Origin of the sequence: Halomonas sp. Bachu 37 (genome assembly GCF_039691755.1) — a bacterium.
In the GTDB taxonomy this organism is placed as follows: Bacteria; Pseudomonadota; Gammaproteobacteria; order Pseudomonadales; family Halomonadaceae; genus Vreelandella; species Vreelandella kashgarensis.
Map to the genome: position 1 here is coordinate 2977253 of NZ_CP137552.1, position 19179 is coordinate 2996431.

17 protein-coding genes are annotated in these 19179 nt (G+C 59.4%); 10 read left to right on the plus strand and 7 right to left on the minus strand.

The window, feature by feature from the left end; genetic code table 11:
• Nucleotides 1-1528: 1528 nt before the first annotated feature.
• Nucleotides 1529-2434, minus strand: a complete 906-nt coding sequence (locus R5M92_RS13575; RefSeq protein ID WP_346796502.1) for an RES family NAD+ phosphorylase — start codon at nucleotides 2432-2434, stop codon at nucleotides 1529-1531.
• Nucleotides 2435-2491: 57 nt separating this feature from the next.
• On the opposite strand from R5M92_RS13575, the gene R5M92_RS13580 reads away from it, so the two are divergent.
• Nucleotides 2492-2968, plus strand: coding sequence for a hypothetical protein (locus R5M92_RS13580; RefSeq protein ID WP_346796503.1), 477 nt, complete (start codon nucleotides 2492-2494; stop codon nucleotides 2966-2968).
• 59 nt (nucleotides 2969-3027) lie between these two features.
• On the opposite strand, the gene R5M92_RS13585 is transcribed toward R5M92_RS13580, so the two are convergent.
• The 3 genes from R5M92_RS13585 to R5M92_RS13595 form a co-directional block, all read right to left on the minus strand.
• Nucleotides 3028-4107, minus strand: coding sequence for an acyl-CoA dehydrogenase family protein (locus R5M92_RS13585; protein WP_346796504.1), 1080 nt, complete (start codon nucleotides 4105-4107; stop codon nucleotides 3028-3030).
• 11 nt (nucleotides 4108-4118) lie between these two features.
• Nucleotides 4119-4730, minus strand: coding sequence for an acyl-CoA dehydrogenase family protein (locus tag R5M92_RS13590; RefSeq protein WP_346796505.1), 612 nt, complete (start codon nucleotides 4728-4730; stop codon nucleotides 4119-4121).
• A gap of 22 nt (nucleotides 4731-4752) precedes the next feature.
• A protein-coding gene (locus R5M92_RS13595; protein ID WP_346795833.1) for an IS3 family transposase occupies nucleotides 4753-5927 on the minus strand; the annotation gives its coding sequence in 2 pieces (ribosomal slippage) (nucleotides 4753-5672 and nucleotides 5672-5927; 1176 coding nt in all).
• A 681-nt stretch (nucleotides 5928-6608) separates the two neighbouring features.
• Here R5M92_RS13595 and R5M92_RS13600 point away from each other — a divergent pair.
• A complete protein-coding gene (locus R5M92_RS13600) occupies nucleotides 6609-8300 on the plus strand; it encodes a sodium:solute symporter family protein (protein WP_346799381.1) in 1692 nt (563 codons plus the stop codon).
• Between the two features lie 56 nt (nucleotides 8301-8356).
• Nucleotides 8357-8485: a putative transporter small subunit gene (locus tag R5M92_RS13605; RefSeq protein WP_346796506.1), complete on the plus strand. Its 129-nt coding sequence runs from the start codon at nucleotides 8357-8359 to the stop codon at nucleotides 8483-8485.
• Between the two features lie 155 nt (nucleotides 8486-8640).
• Here the strand turns inward: R5M92_RS13605 and R5M92_RS13610 are convergent, their stop codons facing one another.
• The gene (locus tag R5M92_RS13610) at nucleotides 8641-9549 is read right to left on the minus strand and encodes a polyprenyl synthetase family protein (protein WP_346796507.1); all 909 of its coding nucleotides are present in this window, start codon (nucleotides 9547-9549) and stop codon (nucleotides 8641-8643) included.
• Nucleotides 9550-9755: 206 nt separating this feature from the next.
• Between R5M92_RS13610 and fni the strand changes: the two genes are divergently transcribed.
• The 5 genes from fni to crtB are packed head-to-tail and all read left to right on the plus strand — an operon-like array spanning nucleotide 9756 to nucleotide 15693.
• Nucleotides 9756-10802, plus strand: coding sequence for a type 2 isopentenyl-diphosphate Delta-isomerase (gene fni / locus R5M92_RS13615; RefSeq protein ID WP_346796508.1), 1047 nt, complete (start codon nucleotides 9756-9758; stop codon nucleotides 10800-10802).
• Nucleotide 10803: 1 nt separating this feature from the next.
• Complete coding sequence (locus R5M92_RS13620) at nucleotides 10804-12063, plus strand: glycosyltransferase (RefSeq protein WP_346796509.1); 1260 nt, start codon at nucleotides 10804-10806, stop codon at nucleotides 12061-12063.
• Complete coding sequence (crtY, locus tag R5M92_RS13625; RefSeq protein WP_346796510.1) at nucleotides 12060-13277, plus strand: lycopene beta-cyclase CrtY; 1218 nt, start codon at nucleotides 12060-12062, stop codon at nucleotides 13275-13277. Before R5M92_RS13620 ends, crtY begins: the two co-directional genes overlap by 4 nt.
• Nucleotides 13274-14761, plus strand: a complete 1488-nt coding sequence (locus R5M92_RS13630) for a phytoene desaturase (RefSeq protein ID WP_346796511.1) — start codon at nucleotides 13274-13276, stop codon at nucleotides 14759-14761. Before crtY ends, R5M92_RS13630 begins: the two co-directional genes overlap by 4 nt.
• A complete protein-coding gene (gene crtB, locus R5M92_RS13635; RefSeq protein WP_346796512.1) occupies nucleotides 14758-15693 on the plus strand; it encodes a 15-cis-phytoene synthase CrtB in 936 nt (311 codons plus the stop codon). Before R5M92_RS13630 ends, crtB begins: the two co-directional genes overlap by 4 nt.
• On the opposite strand, the gene R5M92_RS13640 is transcribed toward crtB, so the two are convergent.
• A complete protein-coding gene (locus tag R5M92_RS13640) occupies nucleotides 15632-16183 on the minus strand; it encodes a sterol desaturase family protein (protein WP_346796513.1) in 552 nt (183 codons plus the stop codon). The two genes, crtB and R5M92_RS13640, sit on opposite strands and share 62 nt — an antisense overlap.
• Entirely contained in the window at nucleotides 16180-16647 is a 468-nt protein-coding gene (locus tag R5M92_RS13645; RefSeq protein WP_346796514.1) for a hypothetical protein, read from the minus strand. The genes R5M92_RS13640 and R5M92_RS13645 overlap by 4 nt, the downstream gene beginning before the upstream one ends.
• 192 nt (nucleotides 16648-16839) lie before the next feature.
• Here R5M92_RS13645 and R5M92_RS13650 point away from each other — a divergent pair, with 192 nt between their 5' ends.
• A complete protein-coding gene (locus R5M92_RS13650; RefSeq protein WP_346796515.1) occupies nucleotides 16840-18111 on the plus strand; it encodes a hypothetical protein in 1272 nt (423 codons plus the stop codon).
• A gap of 190 nt (nucleotides 18112-18301) precedes the next feature.
• Entirely contained in the window at nucleotides 18302-19129 is an 828-nt protein-coding gene (locus tag R5M92_RS13655) for a PRC-barrel domain-containing protein (protein WP_346796516.1), read from the plus strand.
• Nucleotides 19130-19179: the final 50 nt, after the last annotated feature.

The following is a 19179-nucleotide window of genomic DNA, read 5'->3' on the forward strand; positions in this document are numbered from 1 at the left end:
CTGGCTCCTTGACTGCCATAATTTTTATATCAGCTCAGATATAATAAGCTCATCAATCGAATGCTTCAAGCTGCTTTCACTGTAGCCATATCACCAATAAGATGCCGCTGACTATTCGCATCTGGGTTGGCAGCCTCTATGACCAAATGCAATATCTGACCCTCAGGTATGGTTTTGCCACGACTCACTGCTATTGCGACCTCTCTACTGAAGACCGAGCCGCCATCATGCAGATGCAGGCTCACTACGCCCGATTAATTGGAACATCCGCCCAGCGCCATCTCACAGGAACCAAACAATCCGTCCTGACAAAACCTATGATGCCAGTCTCGACGGTTTCAGAGTCCGGCTAACCCGCTGCCGGCCTCAGCAGTAACCTAACGGTCATTTATGCTGTAAATTTTGCTTTTAATTTTGTGACAGCATTGCGTGTACGCAATTGCCCTTAAAATACCTAGCCGGCATTTCAGAAACCGACGTAAACCCTTATAAAGCAAGCATTTTGAGTAAATAACAACAAATAAGGGAACGCGAGGAAATCCAAGTCAATCCGGCTCATAACCCGAAGGTCATCGGTTCAAATCCGGTCCCCGCTACCAATATTTCGAGAGGCAGATCAGTTACTTACTGATCTGCCTTTTTTGTTTTGGTTCGCTGGCTAACTTCCTGTGACACATCCACTCCTTTCACGACGCCTTGACCCTGGAAGCCTGCACCTATGGGCTGGCTTATCTAGATCAGCACGGGCCTAACATCGCAATGACGCTGCGGCATATCTGGACCTGTGCTTCACCCGGCGCACGCTACGGCCAACCGGCTGCCATGACGCTGACCCGCTATATCCGTGATGCCGATGGACAGAGTGCCATGGCGGATAACCAAGCGCGCGCGTTTAGCCGTACCAGTGGTTGGGGCTTTAGCCGTCTCTGTCAAAACCTTTTTTGGCGACCTGAGCCTTCGGCCCTAAAGCCGCAATAATCCTAATTGTTACCACCCAGGCCAACAACGGCTAGCTAGCAAGACTCGAGAGGCTGCGCAGCGGCCGGTCACTGACAGAACCATCGGCGCGCATCATCATGAAGAGATCGATGGCGAGCCAGGGATGGATGACACGGTCGCCGAGCACTTCTCAACCTATGCGCGCTGGGGCCCGCGTCGAAGAGCTCGAATTGGTGAGTATGAAAGTAGATTTAGAGGGTGGCGCCCAGCGGGCGGTCACCAAGGATGAAACTCCCCTGCAGCAGAGTTAAAGCTCTACGCACGATGCCGGAACTTCATCGGGAAGACCCAACACGACGGCGGCCACCCCTAGATGGTGGCGTTTGGAAGGAGACTCAAGCGGGTACGGCGAATCGCCACGCGAGATAACAAGCTGTCCCATAGCTTTCGAGCAGTTGTATGCCTGGCATGTACAGATCGAGGCATGCATGCCGACTTTGCGTATAAAAAAACTAGGCGGGGGTTTGTCTATCTTTTAGTTGGGTTTCGTGTCGATATACAGCGAAACGTGGCTATCACAATCCTTCACTCAGACCTGAAACATGTCGGGGGTTATCGGAATACTTCGCTTCAGCGTGACATGCAGGTTTTCTGGGTCTGAGAGGTTGAGTATAAAATTTCTGCGAGACGGATCGATAACTGACGGCGTCGCGAGAATCGACGTCCGGTTCTCGGCCATCCATTGATCACCAAATGCTCTGGAAGCATAAAGTGCATCCGGCCTGTTCCGATCCACAAGGTGCTCCGGGGCCGATTCCAAAGTCCCTGTTACTGATAATTCGTGGAGCATAAATCCGCTCGAGAGCAATAGCTTACCGCCTATTCTCGCAAACTCTCCGATAGCCAAAAGGGGATCTTCTGCCGCATAGAGCGGTGCCAATCCACCTGGCGAACTCCAGCGACCAGCCACAAATTTGCTGTTGCTGCTCCACGTGACTAGCGGTGGATATCGCCTATGTGTGACGCGCCAGAAGGTGCCTTGAATGGTTTCTATATCTCCGGCCAAGGCCACGTGATCTCCGGCCAGTGCTACGCGGATTTTGGGTACGATGATTGCGCTGGGGCGATCTTGACCATCATCATGGGTCTTCCGAGTACCCGAAGCGTCGCCAAACACGATGAGCTCGTCGCTAAGGTCAAGAGCCGCCTCGCTCACCATGGCAATGTAAGGCGCTGCGTAGTCATACGTCGTCGTTAGGACGGGCCCCCAGAAGCTCACGATGCCGCTGATCGTTGCTGGTACAAGAATTATCCCTATCAGGTTTCCCATGCGGGTTTTCCACATCCATCGCTGAATTCCGAAAGCGCTTGCAACAAGCTCCAGCCTAGAATCCTTCTGCTGTATCTCTGAACGCGAAGGAAACTGGCGCCTGATCTCGACATCGGCACCATACCGGTCCTGGAGCTCCTTCAATGTAGGGGGGCGTTTTGTCATCGATCTGGCCCTATCAGAAAGAGCCGCTCCTTCGGTGGGGAGAGCTCGGTTTAGAGTATGACCGATTTTCGCAGTATCCGCCTCGGTGGCAGCTGCAGTGACCGCCGGGCCCTACAGATTCTGCAAAGGTACTGGGATGATGGCCATGATCCGGCAACGAGGATTCGCGGCTTAGGTGGGCTACGCCTGCTGGTCAGCCAGCCAGCGACGCGTTGGCTGGGCTTGACCGGGCTGTGCCTGGCCGCCGCCCTACTCTCACTGCTGAGCTTTCTGGTAACATTCATGATAGAGGAGCTACTGGTCGGAATGGTTGCTGCAGGTATGATTATGTCCACCGTGCACATCGCTGGCATCTTTGAGAGAGTTGGCTGGGGCGCACTTGCCGACATAGTGGGGGGAAGTCTTGGGGTGCTGTTCGTTCTGTCAGCGTCAATAGCCGTGTTATTCGCGTTCATCGCTCTTTTGCAGCCAGATACCCCGCTGGGGTTGGCGGTCCCACTGTTCCTGGCGGTAGGCATCACCGCCATCGGCTAGAACGGAGTTTTCCTAGTACACCGGGCCGAGGCTAGACCCGGAAATGCTTGTGTTGAGACTCAAATAGCTGCTTCAAACAAAGTTCCCGGGCCGGGCATCTGACCCGCATCGAACGTTCGATCGGCTGCATGGTTGAACAGTCGTTCGTCATCCCCCCACTGCGTTGACAGCACCATGGCTCTCTTGAGTAAGAGGTGGACGTCGGTTTCCCATGCATAGCCCATTGCTCCGTGTACCTGAACGGCGCTCTGGCAGGCCATGCCGGCCACCCAGGCGGCGCGTAGTCTTGCATTAGCGAGATGGCCGCGTCCCAATACATTCTGGCGTGGCAACAGTGCAGCCGCTGCGATAATCACAGGAGCGAGAAATGCCGCTTCGACTTCAACTTCCGCCAATAGATGCTTGATCGCCTGATTGGCCCCGATTGAGCGGCCGAATTGCTGACGCTCTGTGGCGTAGGTGACGGCTAGCTGTTGCGCCGCCGACGCAATACCAGCTAGTTGCGCGGCAGTGAATAAGGTGGCACGGTCTATTGCCTTGGCCAAAGCGGCCAGACCTTCTTCAGACAGAGGGACACGGGTAGCATCATGAGGGTTAACTGAGAATAGCGTAGTCAGCGGATCAATCGTTTCGTGCGCCTTGAGAGTAAAATTTTCCGGCTTCCCTACCCATAGTACGTTGTCTTCTGCAACAATAATCTGACACGCAGTGTCGGCATGGGGAGCAAACGGGCGTAAAGGATGGACAAGCACAGCGTGCCCCATGCCTTTTGTTAGCTCAGTAACAGACATATCAAAATCTTGCGGCAAAGATACTTTGTCCACAGCGCTGTCGCGCATCTCTACCAGCAGAGGTAATGCAACACCAGCGCTTTCTATTAGGGGCTCTGGCAGCAGCGCAGCCCCGGCCGCACGAGCGATGGCGCAGAAGGCCACATCGTCCAGTCCGACACCTCCAGCATTTTCGGGTAGTAGCGCCGAAGGCAGTCCGAGGTCACTGAGCGCTTGCCAGCGACCAGCGTCGAACATGTTATGTTGCTCAATCTGCTCACGTAACGTCTCTGATTGGCAAAGCTCTGTCAGAGCCTCGTCGACTGTATCGGCAATCATGCGTTGTTCTTCTGTAACCTGAAAATCCATATTCGGACTCCTCAGCCGCGCGGAAGGCCAAGCACTCGCTCGGCGATGATGTTTTTCTGAATTTCGTTTGCGCCCGCATAGATCGGTCCTGAGAGTGAAAATAGCCAGCCATCGAGCCATTGAGCGGACCCGCGTGCTATCTCATCCTGTTGCGGCGTGGTCAGCACCCCGCGTGGACCCTGTAGTTCAAGCGCGGTGCGATGCAACGCTATATCCAGTTCGGACCAGAAGACCTTATTCAACGAAGCCTCGGCTCCGATCTTGCCACCAGCATCCAGAAGTGATGCAGTAGCCTGAATTGCTAGGCCATAGGCATCCGCATCCATAACGGTGCGCAACACCGCCTCGCGAGTGGTGGAGCGTACATTATCCCCCATTGCTTGGCACAACTGTGCCAGTCGTGCAGCAGTGGCCTGATACCTAGCCGGGCTGCGCAACATAAGACCACGCTCGAAACCAGCGGTAGTCATGCAAATTGACCAACCTTCGCCTTCTTCGCCCAATCGGTTAAAGCTGGGGACGCGTACATCTTCAAGAAAAATCTCGGCGAAACCTGTCTCACCATTAATCTGCCGTATGGGCTGTACCGAAACGCCATCCGCATCGAGCGGAAAGAAAATCAACGATAGTCCTCGATTGTAGTGGTCAAGTGTTTTTGGCCACCGAATTTTGAGTATTCCAGTAGTTCTTTTCTGCCACATTCGGCGGTAGGCCACCGTTATGCTTGTGCGGCCTGAGGCTGCTGTAGTAACCGATCATATAATCAGTGACAGATTGCTTCGCCGCCGCAACATTGGGGTAGCCAATCTCTGGCATCCATTCCGTTTTCAGACTCCTGAAGAAGCGCTCTGTCGGGGCATTATCCCAGCAATTGCCACGGCGACTGAGACTCTGCGTCATCCGGTAGCGCCAGAGCATCTGTCGGAATGCCAGGCTGGTGTACTGGCAACCCTGATCCGAATGAAACAGAATGTCCGGTGGCTCTCGACGCGATTCGTAGGCCATGGTCAGTGCCTTCTTCACCAGCTCCGTATTCGGAGACAAGGACAATGCCCAGCCCACGGGTTTACGGGCATACAAATCGATGACCACCGCCAGATAAGCCCAGCGTGCCCCTGTCCAAATATAGGTAATGTCGCCGGTCCATACCTGATTGGGCTCCTTTACGTCGAATTCCCGATCGAGAAAATTCGGGATATCCAGGTGCGGCTGATCCGCCTTCTTGTAGGCGTGGCTTGGCGGCTGTGTGCTCACCAGCCCCAACTGCTTCATCCGTCTGCTGGCCCGGTAACGACTCAGCGATGTTCCAGCCTGCGTGACCATTTTGGCGATGCTGCGAGCGCCGGCAGAGCCGTTACTGACGGTATGCGCCTCGACAACCTGGTCCAGCAGCTTCTGCTCAGTCTCACAGGGCCTTCTGTCCCGGTCACGCCAGGCCCGGTAGCTACTGCGATGCACCCCAAACACCTGGCACAAGTGCTGCACCGCATAGCTCTCTTCAAGTCGCTCGATTATCGAGAATTGTTCAGGGAGTCCGACATCAAGAGAGCAGTAGCCTTTTTTAATATTTCCTTCTCTTCCTCCACCCGCCGCAGCTTGCGCTTCAGTTCCTGAATCTCACGCTGTTCCGGCGTCAGAGCCTCACCTTTCAGCGGAGTCTTGCCTGCCCGCTCAGCACGAAGCCTGCGTACCCAATACTCCATGGTGGATTTGCCAACGCCCATGGCCTCACACGCCGCCTTCAGCGAGTAACCCTGATCGACCACGAGCTGGGCCGCCTCCAAGCGAAATTCCGGACTGAACGCTCTCTTCTTCGTCATCATCTGCACCTGACTGTCTATGTGAGTGATCATACACTCAAAATCAGGTGGCCAGATTCACTGTGCCACTACAAGCTGTAGGCAAAGCAGCTTTATCTCTATTCCAAGGCACCTTGGATTCATTAAGGCTAAATTTTCATGTCATCAGGTTGCCAGACTAAATCTTGATAACCATGGTAAACCCACTGTAGGCAGATACAGATTGGACAATCCATGCTTCACACCGTAAGGTATTGGTCCTCAAGGGTCCAGGCATTCGCTATGCGAACCCTTGTTCGGCACCCGCAAGGGGCCACCTAGTCTTGCCTCACCGCAGACTGGATCACCGGCACTTTCGACTCTCCGCCCGGTGCGGACGCTATCGATAGAAGAGGGAATCCATGTCGACCCACTATTCGGATGAGGGCCGCTGCATGCCACGCCGCCCGCCACCCTGCTTCCCCACTAGGGGGTAATGCCTTTAACGCGGCATTTTAGTGCTTTACAGATTAGTGCTTTACAGATGGATAACGGCTTGCAAAAGCTGCGATGCGCCCTGCGTTCGTAAGCAGCTGCCTGTTCCCTAGCATTCCTGCTGATCAGATAACGCCTCGCCCCGGCACCTCCTGTCACCACTGCGCTCGGTTTGCTGTCTTGCGACGTGACCTGAGCGTGTCCGTTCCACCAACCGAGGGACTGCCCTTGAACAGCGAATCCTTATACCAATTCTCGACCCTGACCGTTGTTTTACTGTTGCTCGCCTTTTACGGCGGTACCTACCTGATGACACTCGGCATTCGCAAGAAGAACGAGGACGCCGATGCATTCATGGTTTCCAACCACCGCGTGGGTTTTGGGATGGGCGCGGCCAGCATGACCGCCACCTGGATCTGGGCGGCCTCGTTCTACGCTGCAGCCACTTCCGGCTATACCTACGGCGTCTCGGGACCCATCCACTACGGGCTGTGGGGGGCACTCATGATCTTGTTCATTTACCCCTTCGGCAGGCGTTTCAGAAAGCTCGCCCCCAACGCCCACACCCTGGGTGAGTTGATTCATGCCCGTCATGGTGCTTCCAGCCAGCTGATTCTGGCACTTTCCAACGTGCTGGGCAGCGTGATCAGCCTGATGGTCAACTTTACCGCCGCGGGCGCCCTGGTCTCGGTGCTCTCGCCGCTCTCCTTCCAAGCCGGGGTAATCATCGCTGGTTTCGGCGTACTGTTGTATACCTTATGGTCTGGCTTTCGCGCCTCTGTGATGACCGACTTCGCACAGCTAGTGGCGCTCATGGCGATTGCCATCGTGATTATTCCTGCAGTGTTCTTCGCCATGGGCGGCCCTTCGGAACTGGTGGCCGGCCTCGGCAACCTGACCGTCGAGCAGGCCAACTTCTTCTCCATGGACGCCATTCTCAACCAGGGCGCACCGTTCTTCGTCGCCGTGCTGGCTTACGCGATCGGCAACCAGACTATTTCCCAGCGTCTGTTCGCGGTGAACGAGGACCACATCAAGCCCACCTTCCTCACCGCTACCGTAGGCTACGGCGCTATTGTCATCGGCCTGGGCATGATCGGCCTGATGGCGCTGACCCTAGGGGTCGAGCCGCTCAATGGCGACATGAACAATCTGATTCCGCAGATGGTTTCCGGATACCTGCCGCCCATCTTCATCGCACTGTTCTTCATCCTGGTGATCGGCTCGCTCTCCTCTACCGCCGACTCCGATCTCTCCGCTCTGTCGGCCATCATGATGGCTGACGTCTACGGCAAGAATATCGCGCGCGGCAAGGCCGATCCCAAGCGCATGTTATTGGTGGGTCGCCTGACCATGATCATCGCCACTGTGGTCGGCATCGTGTTCGCCAGCTTCTCGCTGGATATCCTGGTGATGCTGGTATTCGTCGGCGCGCTGTGGGGGGCCATTGTCTTTCCGGTGATCGCCAGTTGCTTTTGGAACCGGGTGACCAACGCCGCCTTCACCACTTCGGTGCTGGTCGCCATGGTGTTGTTCTGCGCCGCACGCTTCGAGCTGATCTCTCTTGCAGGCCCGGGTGGGTTGGTCTTCGAATTGCTGGCCTGCATCGGCGGTGGCGTGATCATCGGCCTGATGGTATTTGGCTTTCTCGGCCGCACGGCTGGCTTCATCGCCGGCGCACTCGCGCTTGTCGCCATGCTGATCTTTGCTACAGGCTTTCTGCGCGACTACACGGTTCTGTTGGCCTCGCTGACCGCCTACGGTGCAAGCACCTTGGTATGTGTAGTGATGAGCCTGACCAGCCGCGAGGAGCGCTTCGATTTCGATACCATTAGCCAACGCGTTGGCGACTACGACGAGACACCCAACCTCGACGACGATAAGTTGGAAGGCGCACCAGCCGGTCTCGCCACCCAGTAATAACTTTCTGACTGTTCGAGGCGGTGCCGATGGCGCCGCCTCAAGGAGACTTCACCATGACCACACTAATGGCCTTTTATGTCCTGATTTGGCCCGCCTTGACGCTAGGCGTGCTGGTTCTTATTTGCCGAGCCGTGATGCGCGACCGTCATCAAGCAAGAAAGGAGAATCGCGAGCTGGTCTGATGCCGCAAGGTACACGACTAATTTCCTCCGGGGGACGGTGCGAATTTCGTTTCGCTCGTTCCTCCTGGTTCGAGAGGATATATGAGGGAAATGGTCAATCGGCGACTTTCAGTACCGGCTTAACGGTGGCGGGGAAGAACACTTGACTCGTTGACTCAGTTGGCGCGCATGAGGCGAATAGAAAGCGCCTGAACGTAGCGGTGGATAGGCTGATCAGCCGGGAAAACCGCCGCCAGATGCTGCTCGGCCTGCTCCAGTTGACTGCTTAGCCGCCATCGCACCGTCTCCGCTCCTAGCAAGGCGATCAACGTCGGCTTGCCTCGATCCTGCCCTGTATCCTTGCCATCGCCGCCGCTCTCGTCGATAAGATCATCATAGTGCTGAAAGGCCTGACCCAGCGCCTGGGCAAAACGGCTCAATTCAGCAGTAGCGAACGCATCTGCCTCGCTGACGGTGGCCGCCATGAGCATGGCGGCTTCGAACAGCGCCCCCGTCTTGAGCGCGTTAGTGGTCGCCACGGCCTGCGTCGAACGCATGCGGGAGTCGGCGTGCAGGTCACGATACTGCCCCTTCACCAGCCCCCGCATACCCGACGCCTCGGCCAGCCTGGCGACCAGCGGTGCACGCGCCTCGGGCGGTACGCTCGGCGTCGAGGCTACCAGACGAAAGGCCTCAGTCAGCAGCGCCATGGCGGCGAGCACCGCCACGTCCTCGCCGAACTGACGGTGAATCGTTGGCTGGCCCCGTCGCAGTTGGGCGTTATCCATGCAGGGCAGGTCGTCGAGGATCAGCGAAGCGCCGTGGACCATTTCCGTGGCGCACCCCAGATCGAACAGCGCCGAAGAGTCGCTACCCAGGCCCTGGCCGGCCAGCACCAGCAGCATGGGCCTGATGCGCTTTCCCGGCGAGAGCAGGCACGCCCGCATGGCGATCCCCACCGGATCATCCTCGCCCTCCGCCATAGGCAGCAACGTCTCCAGCCGCATGACAAGGCGTTCGCGAAGCTCACCGAACTCATCCGGATCTTGGGAAACGCCGTCGATTTGTGGTACGGATAGGTTCATCGCGCATTTCTCCTTCAGGCGCCAGCCGAGACGAGCTATAGATTATGCACATGGATACTGCTGGTTGACGCGTAGTACTGGTTGACGCGTAGTGCTAGTAGACTAGTATCTTATACAAGCATTGCACAAGGACTACATCCTAGTACTATAGACGCTGACTCGAAGAATCGCTCCGGCTCGGCAGCTTTCCTCCTGGGAGGTCCATCATGGACGACGATGACCTGGTTCACCGCAAGAACGATCACTTGAACATCGTACTGGGTATGGAACAGGCCGACACCAATGTATCGACCGGGCTGTCGCGCTACCGCTTCCGGCACTGTGCTCTGCCGGAAATGTGTCTGGACGCTGTCGATCTCGGCACGACGTGGTTCGACAAGCCACTTCGCGCCCCGCTGTTGATCAGCTCCATGACCGGCGGCGCCACCCGTGCGGCCGCGATCAATCATCATCTTGCGGAGGCGGCCGAGACGCTGGGGATTGCCTTGGGAGTGGGCTCGCAGCGCGTCGCCCTGCAATCTGGTGCCGACCATGGTCTGACGCGCGACCTGCGGCGCTTCGCCCCCAGCGTGCCGCTGCTCGGCAACATCGGCGCAGCGCAACTGCTGGAGCCCCAGGGGATCGACTGGGCCATGCGCGCCGTGGATACGATTGGCGCCGATGCGCTGATCGTGCATCTCAACCCACTGCAGGAAGCCGTTCAGGCCGGCGGCGACAGTGACTGGAGCGGCGTGCTCCAGGCTATCGAAAGGCTGGTCGTGGCACTCGACGTACCGGTGGTGGCGAAGGAGGTGGGCGCCGGCATATCGGCGCCGGTGGCTCAGTCATTGGTGGCGGCCGGCGTGGCGTCCATCGACGTGGCGGGCGCCGGCGGCACCAGCTGGGCCAGGGTAGAGGGCGAGCGCGCCAGGAGCGAGAGCGCACGGCGGGTGGCGATGGCTTTCGCCGACTGGGGTATTCCCACGGCCGAGGCATTGGTGAGCGTGCGCCGGGCATTGCCGGATACGCCGCTGATCGCTTCCGGCGGTATTCGCAGCGGCGTGGAGGTCGCCAAGGCGATCCGCCTGGGAGCCGACCTGGTGGCACAGGCCGCTGCGGTGCTGCAAAGCGCCACGCAGTCGACCGACGCCGTCATCGAGCACTTTCAGGTCATCATCGAGCAGTTGCGTATCGCCTGCTTCTGCACCGGCAGCGCCAATCTCGCCGAGCTGCGCCGCGCCCCCCTGTCACCGCTTGACGAACTGCCGTCCTGATATGCCACACCATATCGGTGTCGTCGCACCGCCCTTTCCCAGCCACTTCCGCGCCCTGCAGGCACTCGCGGATGTGCTGGTTGGTCGCGGCCACCGAGTCACATTTCTGCACCAGCAAGAGGCCGCCCGCTGGCTCGACTCTCCTCAGGTTGCCTTCCACGCCGTGGGCCGCATCAGCCATCCGCCTGGCGCCCTGGCACGTACCCTTCGCCTGGCGGCCCAGCCGGGCGGTCCGCTGGGGTTACGGCGCCTGATCGCCGACATGAGCGACACCACCGACATGCTGTGTCGCGAGCTGCCCCGCGCGCTCGACGAGCTTGGCATCGATGCCCTGCTCTGCGACCAGATGGAGGCGGCCGGCGGGCTGGTGGCCGAGGCCAGCGGACGTCCCTTCGTCTCGGTCGCCTGCGCCCTGCCGGTCAATCGCGAGCCCGGCCTGCCGCTGCCGGTGATGCCGTTTGCCTATGGCCGAAGCGAGCAGTACGAGCGGGTCTATGCCGGCAGCGAGCGAACCTATGACCTGCTCATGGCGAAGCATCGCCGAACCGTGGCCCGGCATGCCGCGAGGTTCGGACTCTCCTCGCGAAGCGGGCTGCATGAGTGCCTCTCGCCCTACGCCCAGATCAGCCAGACGATAGCGGGCCTCGAGCTTCCCCGGCGCGAGCTGCCCGCGCATTTCCACCACGTCGGCCCTTTAAGGCCTACGGCGCCCTCCCCCTGGGAGATGGCGTCCAGGCTGTCCCCCGACAAGCCCGTGGTCTTCGCCTCGCTGGGAACACTGCAAGGCCATCGCCTCGCGCTGTTCCGACGCATTGTGCGGGCCTGCTCGACCTTGGACGTACAGCTGCTGGTGGCGCATTGCGGCGGCCTCGACCGCAGGCAGGAAGAGAGGCTCCGGCGAGAGGGAGCGGCTCGGGTGACAAGCTTCTTCCCACAGCGCGCCGTGCTGTCGCGCGCCGACGCGGTGATTACCCATGGCGGGCTCAATACGGTGATGGATGCCCTGCTCGCGCGCACGCCGATGCTGGTGCTGCCCCTCGCCTTCGACCAGCCCGGTGTCGCCACGCGCGTCCAGCATGCCGGCGTGGGGCTGCGCGCCTCGCCACGCTTCGAAGGTCATCGCGCATTGAGCGCCAAGCTGGCGAAATTGCTCGAGCACACCAGTTTCGCCGCCGCCCTGTCACGCCTGGGTGACGAGGTCGAAGCAGCCGGTGGCACGCCTCGGGCGGCCGATATCGTCGAGGAGGCACTGCGGTCATGAAAGCCCAGCACGATCTGATCCTGGCAGGTGGCGGCCTGGCCAATGGCCTGATCGCGCTTCGCCTCAAGCAGATCCGTCCCGAACTCAAGGTGCTCGTACTCGAGCAGGAAGCCGCGCCGGGAGGCAACCATACCTGGTCGTTTCACGACAGCGACCTCACGCCCGCGCAGTGGGATTGGATCGGCCCGCTGGTGGGGTGTCGCTGGGCTCACCACGAGGTGCGTTTTCCCGAGCGTCGGCGCACCCTGCAGAGCGGCTATGCCAGCATCTTCTCGCAGCACTTCGCCTCCGCGCTGCGCGATACGCTCGGCAGTGCCCTGCAAGTCGAGGTAAGCGCGTCGCAGCTTGGCCCCACTCAGGTGCATCTTGAGGATGGCCGGACCCTGCATGCCGGTGCGGTGATCGATGGGCGCGGTGTCACGACGAGCCCGCACCTGGCGCTGGGCTACCAGGCCTTTCTCGGCCAGGAAGTCAGGCTAGCGCACCCCCATGGCCTCGACGGCCCCATCCTGATGGACGCCACGGTCGCTCAGGGGGAGGGCTACCGTTTCGTCTACGTGCTGCCCTTCTCCCAGGACAGGCTGCTGATCGAAGACACGCACTATGTCGATAGCGACCGGGTCGACACTAGCCAGGGCGACCGTGGCCGGGGCGAAAAGGGCCAGCTCGAACCGCAGCATCTTCGCGACAACATCGCCGACTATGCCCACGCCAGCGGCTGGCAGGTGCAGGCGATACTGCGCGAGGAAAGTGGCGTGCTGCCCATCACTCTGGCAGGTGACTTCGATGCCTTCTGGCGCGAGGCCGATTCACAGCCGCGCAGCGGCCTGCGCGCCGGGCTGTTTCATCCCACCACCGGTTACTCGCTGCCTCATGCCATGCGCCTGGCCGAACGCATCGCCCGCCTCGACGACCTGAGCGCACCGGCGCTTTTCGACGCCATTCGCCGCGAGGCGCTCGGCGAGTGGCGGCGACAAGGCTATTTTCGCCTGCTCAACCGCATGCTGTTCCTGGCCGGCCGCCCCGAGCAGCGCTGGCGGGTCATGCAACGTTTCTACGGCTTGCCGGAACCCCTTGTGCAACGCTTCTACGCCGGGCGCCTGACCGCCCTGGACAAGCTTCGCATCGTCACCGGCAAGCCTCCAGTACCCATGGGCGAAGCCCTGCGTGCCGCGCGGCGCGGCTCCCCTCATCAGATCAGGACAGCCAAATGACAGACTCTCCTCGTGCTGTGGTCATCGGGGCCGGCTTCGGTGGCCTGGCGCTCGCCATCCGCCTGCAGGCCGGCGGTTATCGCACTACTCTGCTGGAGAAACGCGACAAGCCTGGCGGGCGCGCCTACGTCTACCAAGATAAAGGCTTCACCTTCGACGCCGGCCCCACGGTGATCACTGACCCCACCGCCCTCGAGGAGCTGTTCACCCTGGCCGGGCGCCGGATGGCCGACTATGTCGAGCTGCTGCCGGTCACGCCCTTCTATCGCCTGTGCTGGGAGAATGGCCCGGCCTTCGATTACGTCAATGACCAGGCCGAACTCGAGCGACAGATCGCCCAGCGTAACCCTGACGACGTGGAGGGCTATCGACGCTTCTTGGCCTATTCGCGGGCGGTATTCGAGGAGGGGTATCGCAAGCTCGGCGCGGTGCCCTTTCTCAGCTTTCGCGACATGACACGCGCCGGTCCACAGCTCGCCCGGCTGCAGGCCTGGAAGAGTGTCTATGCCATGGTGTCGCGCTTCGTCAGCGACGAGCATCTGCGCCAGACCCTCTCCTTTCATTCTCTGCTGGTGGGCGGCAACCCCTTCGCCACCTCCTCAATCTACACCCTGATCCATGCGCTGGAACGCGAATGGGGGGTATGGTTCCCGCGCGGCGGCACCGGCGCGCTGGTCCAGGGGATGGTCACGCTGTTCGAGGAGCTTGGCGGCAAGCTCGAGCTCAACGCCAGCGTGGATCGCATCGAGGTCGAAAAGGAGCGGGTGACAGCCGTGCAGCTTGCCGACGGTCGTCGCTTCGAGACCGACGCCCTGGCCTCGAATGCCGATGTCATGCATACCTATGGCCACCTGCTGCGTGGCCACCCGCGGGGCGTCGGCGAGGCCAGGCGGCTCGCAGGCAAGCGCTTCAGCATGTCGCTGTTCGTGATCTACTTCGGCCTGGATACGCCACCGCCGCCGGGGCTTGCGCACCATACCGTCTGCTTCGGCCCGCGCTATCGCGAGCTGATCGACGAGATCTTCCACGCCAAGACCCTGGCCGACGACTTCTCGCTCTACCTGCACGCGCCCTGCGTCACCGACCCCACGCTCGCCCCTCCCGGCGGCAGCGCGCATTACGTCCTCGCGCCGGTACCGCACCTGGGCAATGCGCCCATCGACTGGGCGCGCGAAGGCCCCCGCTATCGCGACCGCATCCTCGACTACCTGGAGCGTCACCACATCCCGGGGCTGCGTGAACACCTGGTCACCTGTCGCCACTTCACGCCCGAGGATTTCCGCGACGAGCTGAACGCCCATCTCGGTTCGGCCTTCTCGCTGGAGCCGATCCTCACCCAGAGCGCCTGGTTCCGCCCGCACAACCGCGACGCCAGGATCGAGAACCTCTACCTGGTGGGCGCCGGCACCCACCCCGGCGCCGGGGTGCCGGGCGTGATCGGGTCGGCCAAGGCGACCGCCGGCCTGATGCTGGAGCGGACATGAACGACACGCTCGTCGCTCACGCCACCCGGACCATCCAGGCCGGCTCGAAGAGCTTCGCCACCGCTGCCAGGCTGTTCGACCCCGACACCCGCCGCAGCGCAGTGATGCTCTACGCCTGGTGCCGCTACTGCGACGACGTGGTGGACGGCCAGTCGCTGGGATTTGCCGGCGAGTCCGGTGACGCCCACCAGGGCACGGAGAGTCGTCGACGCCTCGAGGAACTCCGCGACATGACCCGCCGCGCCTACGCCGGAGAACCGATGCGCGAGCCGGCCTTCGCCGCCTTCCAGGAAGTGGTCCAGCGTCACGCCATCCCCGAGCGTTATCCGCTGGAGCACCTGGCGGGCTTTGCCATGGACGTTGACGAAACCCGCTACGTCAGTTTCGACGATACCCTGCGCTACTGCTACGGCGTGGCCGGTGTCGTGGGTATCATGATGGCGCACATCATGGGGGTAGAAGAGGAGACGACCCTGGATCGTGCCTGCGACCTGGGCCTGGCCTTCCAGTTGACCAACATCGCCCGCGACATCGTCGAGGATGCCGCCATGGGCCGCTGCTACCTGCCCGCCGAGTGGCTGCGCGATGCCGGCATCCCTGAAGGAGAGATCGCCGCCGCTGAGCACCGCCCTGCCCTGGCGAGACTCGCGGCGCGCCTGGTCGATGCCGCCGAGCCCTATTACGACTCCGCACAAGGCGGGCTGCCGGCCCTGACGCTGCGCTCGGCCTGGGCGATCGCCACAGCCCACGGCGTGTACCGGGAGATAGGGGTCAAGGTGAAGAACCGCGGCGCTCACGCCTGGGACGGACGGGTCTCGACCGGCAAGGCGGAGAAGTTGCGGCTGCTGGCCCAAGGCGCGAGAATGGCCGTCACGTCTCGCGGCGAGACGCCCGCTCCGCGTCCGGTAACGCTGTGGCAGCGTCCTCGTTAGCCAGTGGACCGCCATGGCGCTCGCGCAGCTGACGCTTGAGCCGGGACACCGGAGGCGCGAACAGAAAGCCGAACGACACGCAGCCCTCGCGTCCGCGCACGGCATGATGCATCAAGTGGGCCTGGTAGAGCCGCTTGAGGTAGCCCCGGCGCGGCACGTAGCGAAACGGCCAGCGCTGGTGTACCAGGCCATCGTGGGCAACGAAGTAGAGAAAGCCGTAGGCGGTCATTCCCGCCCCGATCCACTGCAGCGGATAACCTCCCGCCGTGCCCAGCGCGATAAGGATGATGGCGATACTGGCAAACACCACGGCGTAGAGATCATTCTTCTCGAACCAGCCGCGTCGCTCGCGGGAACCGGGTGGCTCATGGTGCGACCGGTGCCATCCCCACCCCCAGCCGTGCATGATGTACTTGTGCGCGAACCAGGCGAACAGCTCCATGCCGACCACGGTGAGCAACACGATCAAGACAGGGACGAGCACGTTCATCTCGGTAACGTCTCCAGAGCCTGGCGCAAGGCTTCGGGTGAATCGAAAGTGCGCCGATCCTCGACCACCAACCCCACCAGGCCAAGCCACAATACGTCGTCGCCCTGGCCGAGATGCGCCGGCGCTACCTTGCTATCGTAGTCGAGCAGGACACTATAGGGTGCCGAGCGCATCGCGGGCACCATCACCATGCGTGTGATCATCTTGGGCATTCGCGAGACATCCGCCACGTACAGCGCCGTATGCGACTCGAGGAAACCCTCCGGCAGCCCGTCCAATGCTTCGTTCACCACATCGGCTGCCTTGCGGCTGCTGGCCACCAGCAGCAGGCGCGTGTCGGGCGCAATCATCACGGCATCACCGAACTGATCTTCCAGGGTCCAGGCTCTTACCCGTTCCCCTTCCGACTTGGCCTGCACGGCAACGCTGAACAGCACCAGAAGCAGCATGGTCAGGAGTCTCATCGACGTATCCTCATCAAGTTGGCAGCCACCGCTTCATGTTAACCCAGATCAGCAACCGACATCACATACACGAACCAATAAATAATAGCGAGTATTTGCTGACCTTATTTATGGGCACTACACTCGTTTTTGTGAGCTTAATGCTGCGCATTAGCTATTGTTCAAATACTTCCTATTGGCTTGAAGTCCAAGATGACGGTATTGGTTTTCGTGTCTTTGAACACGGAAGGTAATTTAGGACTTGAACAAGTCACATATGAATTTAAGGAGAATTTTATGAAGGATCATAAATTGTTAGGGAAGCTGAGCCTGAACCTTGCAACTCTTGGTGTAGCCAGCACATTTATTCTCGTTTCAGCAGCGCAGGCCCAGACAGATATAGCCGACCGGGCCGAAGCCGAGTTTAAGGAATTAGATCAGAACTCTGACCAGGTACTGGATTGGGAAGAACTCCGTCCGCGCCTCGAAGAATCCCAGGTACAGGGTGGGCGCGAAAACATTCTCGGTGAATATGATCGGGATAATGATCAAGCCTTGAATCAGGAAGAATATCAGCGGCTTTTAGTCTTCATTACCGAGCAAGAGCGTGATGGAGAAGGGGAAGTCGTCGTTCAGGCTCAGCAGCCTCGCGTAGCCGTGGATAGCGAACCGCCCGAGGTAAACGTCGACCCTGCAGAGCCACGAGTTTCGGTGCAACAGATTTCGCCTAACGTACGAGTGGAGCCAGCAGGTCCAGACGTTACAGTCGACCAGAAACGCCCAACGGTCATCGTTAGACAGCCGCGCCCTGAAGTTACGGTGAATATACCCAAGCCGGAAGTCGAAGTGATATTACGTGATCCTGATGTGGACGTGGAATCAGGCCGTCCTGACGTCTCAGTCGAGCTACAGGAGCCTCGCGTCGATGTCAGCCAGGGCCAACCTGATGTAGACGTCCAGCGCTCCGAACCGGACGTATCCGTACAACCGGCTAAACCGCGCGTCGTGGTTGATGAAGAAGGCGAAGCCGACGTATCAGTGCAGGATGAGGGACAAGCTCAAGTCGAAGTAGAAGAGGCACAGGCGGATGTCCAGGTAGCCGACAATGCCGAAGCTGACGTTGAGGTGGATTCCGCTGAAGGTGCACGGGTTCGTATCACTCAAGCCCAGCAGCAAGCCTTGGACAACGTGCAAGTCGATTCAGTCATGGATTCCGTGATTGTGAACCAGGAAGGTGATGAGCTTGGTTCCGTTGTGCTAATCGTGATCGAACGTAGCACAAACAGCCCCGGCCTCGTTGTCGAATCCGATGAAAAGCGCGTATTAATACCGCTTAATGAAGTGAGAGTTAATGATGACGACCAGCTTGTTTGGGCAACAAGCAATACGCTGGAGCAAATGTCAGATTATCAATCTCAAAATTATACTGAAGTTCCTGAACAGGATGTCGACACCTTAGGCCAGCTAAGAAATGCTCAGCAATAACTTCTTGCTATAGGCCAAGGCACTCCCCTTCAAAGGTGCTGCAAAAGAATCCTTTGAAGGGGACTCTCGCTACTGACGAATAGCAAATGAATCGTTCCGCGTTCGTGCGGAAAGCCAGCCGTTACAGGTTCACGGTTTTGCCTTCAGAATGCGGTAGTCGAAGTTTGCGAGTCAATAAAAGGAATTCACTATGACGGATCATAAGCTGGCAAGAAAACTACGAATTGCGACAATGGGGGCTGCTAGTACTTTATTGCTAGCGCCATTAGCGAATGCGCAATCGGATGATACAGATAACGCCAAGGTCACGGTCGAATCATCCGAGCCTCAAGTCACGGTGCAAGAAGCCGAGCCTGAAGTGACAGTCGACGAGTCGGATGCTGACGTAACAGTCACTGATGAACAGGAAGATCCTGAAGTTGTCGTCGAACAGCCCGAGCCTGAAGTCAATGTAAACATGCCGGAGTCGGGAGTAGAGGTCATAGAGGCTGAATCCGCGGAAGATGACGAAGCTTCCCAAGCTACCGTGGATGCGCAGGATACAGATACTCAGGAAGAGCAGCAGTCCGAAGCTCATGTAGAGCAACAAGACGAAGCCCAAGCAGAGCGGCAAGCCGAAGCCCAAGCAGAGCAGGAGCAGCCTGAGGTAACGACTACCCAGGAATCACAGCCTGAACCGCCGGAACTAAGCCCCTTGGACGAGATGCGTGTTGCACAGCTTGAAGGGCAGACTGTCTACAGCACAGAAAATGAGGAGCTTGGCTCCATTGAAAACGTGGTAATGGCCAATGACGGTAGCAATGCTGGCGTTGTCATCAGTATGGGGGGCTTGTGGGGTTTTTTTGAAAGCGAGGTCCTGATTCCCTTCAGCGAGCTGGAGCTCACCGGAGATCAACTCGTATGGCAAACCAATAAAACCGCGGATGAGATGGAGGATACGGGTTACGAGGAAGAGAACTACAGCGAAGTTTCCTCCTCCGAGTACGAGCAGGTTAGCGATTTAAGAAACCCTCAGTAAGGTATCTGGAGGAGACATCCTGCGGCGAGTCTCCTCCAGACTGATAGAGA

Excerpts from the sequence above, each read along its gene's own strand:
- R5M92_RS13575 (WP_346796502.1), bottom strand. The coding sequence starts at position 2,434 with ATGACAAAACGCCCCCCTACATTGAAGGAGCTCCAGGACCGGTATGGT.
- R5M92_RS13580 (WP_346796503.1), top strand. The coding sequence starts at position 2,492 with ATGACCGATTTTCGCAGTATCCGCCTCGGTGGCAGCTGCAGTGACCGC.
- R5M92_RS13585 (WP_346796504.1), bottom strand. The coding sequence starts at position 4,107 with ATGGATTTTCAGGTTACAGAAGAACAACGCATGATTGCCGATACAGTC.
- R5M92_RS13605 (WP_346796506.1), top strand. The coding sequence starts at position 8,357 with ATGACCACACTAATGGCCTTTTATGTCCTGATTTGGCCCGCCTTGACG.
- R5M92_RS13610 (WP_346796507.1), bottom strand. The coding sequence starts at position 9,549 with ATGAACCTATCCGTACCACAAATCGACGGCGTTTCCCAAGATCCGGAT.
- fni (WP_346796508.1), top strand. The coding sequence starts at position 9,756 with ATGGACGACGATGACCTGGTTCACCGCAAGAACGATCACTTGAACATC.
- R5M92_RS13620 (WP_346796509.1), top strand. The coding sequence starts at position 10,804 with ATGCCACACCATATCGGTGTCGTCGCACCGCCCTTTCCCAGCCACTTC.
- crtY (WP_346796510.1), top strand. The coding sequence starts at position 12,060 with ATGAAAGCCCAGCACGATCTGATCCTGGCAGGTGGCGGCCTGGCCAAT.
- R5M92_RS13630 (WP_346796511.1), top strand. The coding sequence starts at position 13,274 with ATGACAGACTCTCCTCGTGCTGTGGTCATCGGGGCCGGCTTCGGTGGC.
- crtB (WP_346796512.1), top strand. The coding sequence starts at position 14,758 with ATGAACGACACGCTCGTCGCTCACGCCACCCGGACCATCCAGGCCGGC.
- R5M92_RS13640 (WP_346796513.1), bottom strand. The coding sequence starts at position 16,183 with ATGAACGTGCTCGTCCCTGTCTTGATCGTGTTGCTCACCGTGGTCGGC.
- R5M92_RS13645 (WP_346796514.1), bottom strand. The coding sequence starts at position 16,647 with ATGAGACTCCTGACCATGCTGCTTCTGGTGCTGTTCAGCGTTGCCGTG.
- R5M92_RS13650 (WP_346796515.1), top strand. The coding sequence starts at position 16,840 with ATGACGGTATTGGTTTTCGTGTCTTTGAACACGGAAGGTAATTTAGGA.
- R5M92_RS13655 (WP_346796516.1), top strand. The coding sequence starts at position 18,302 with ATGACGGATCATAAGCTGGCAAGAAAACTACGAATTGCGACAATGGGG.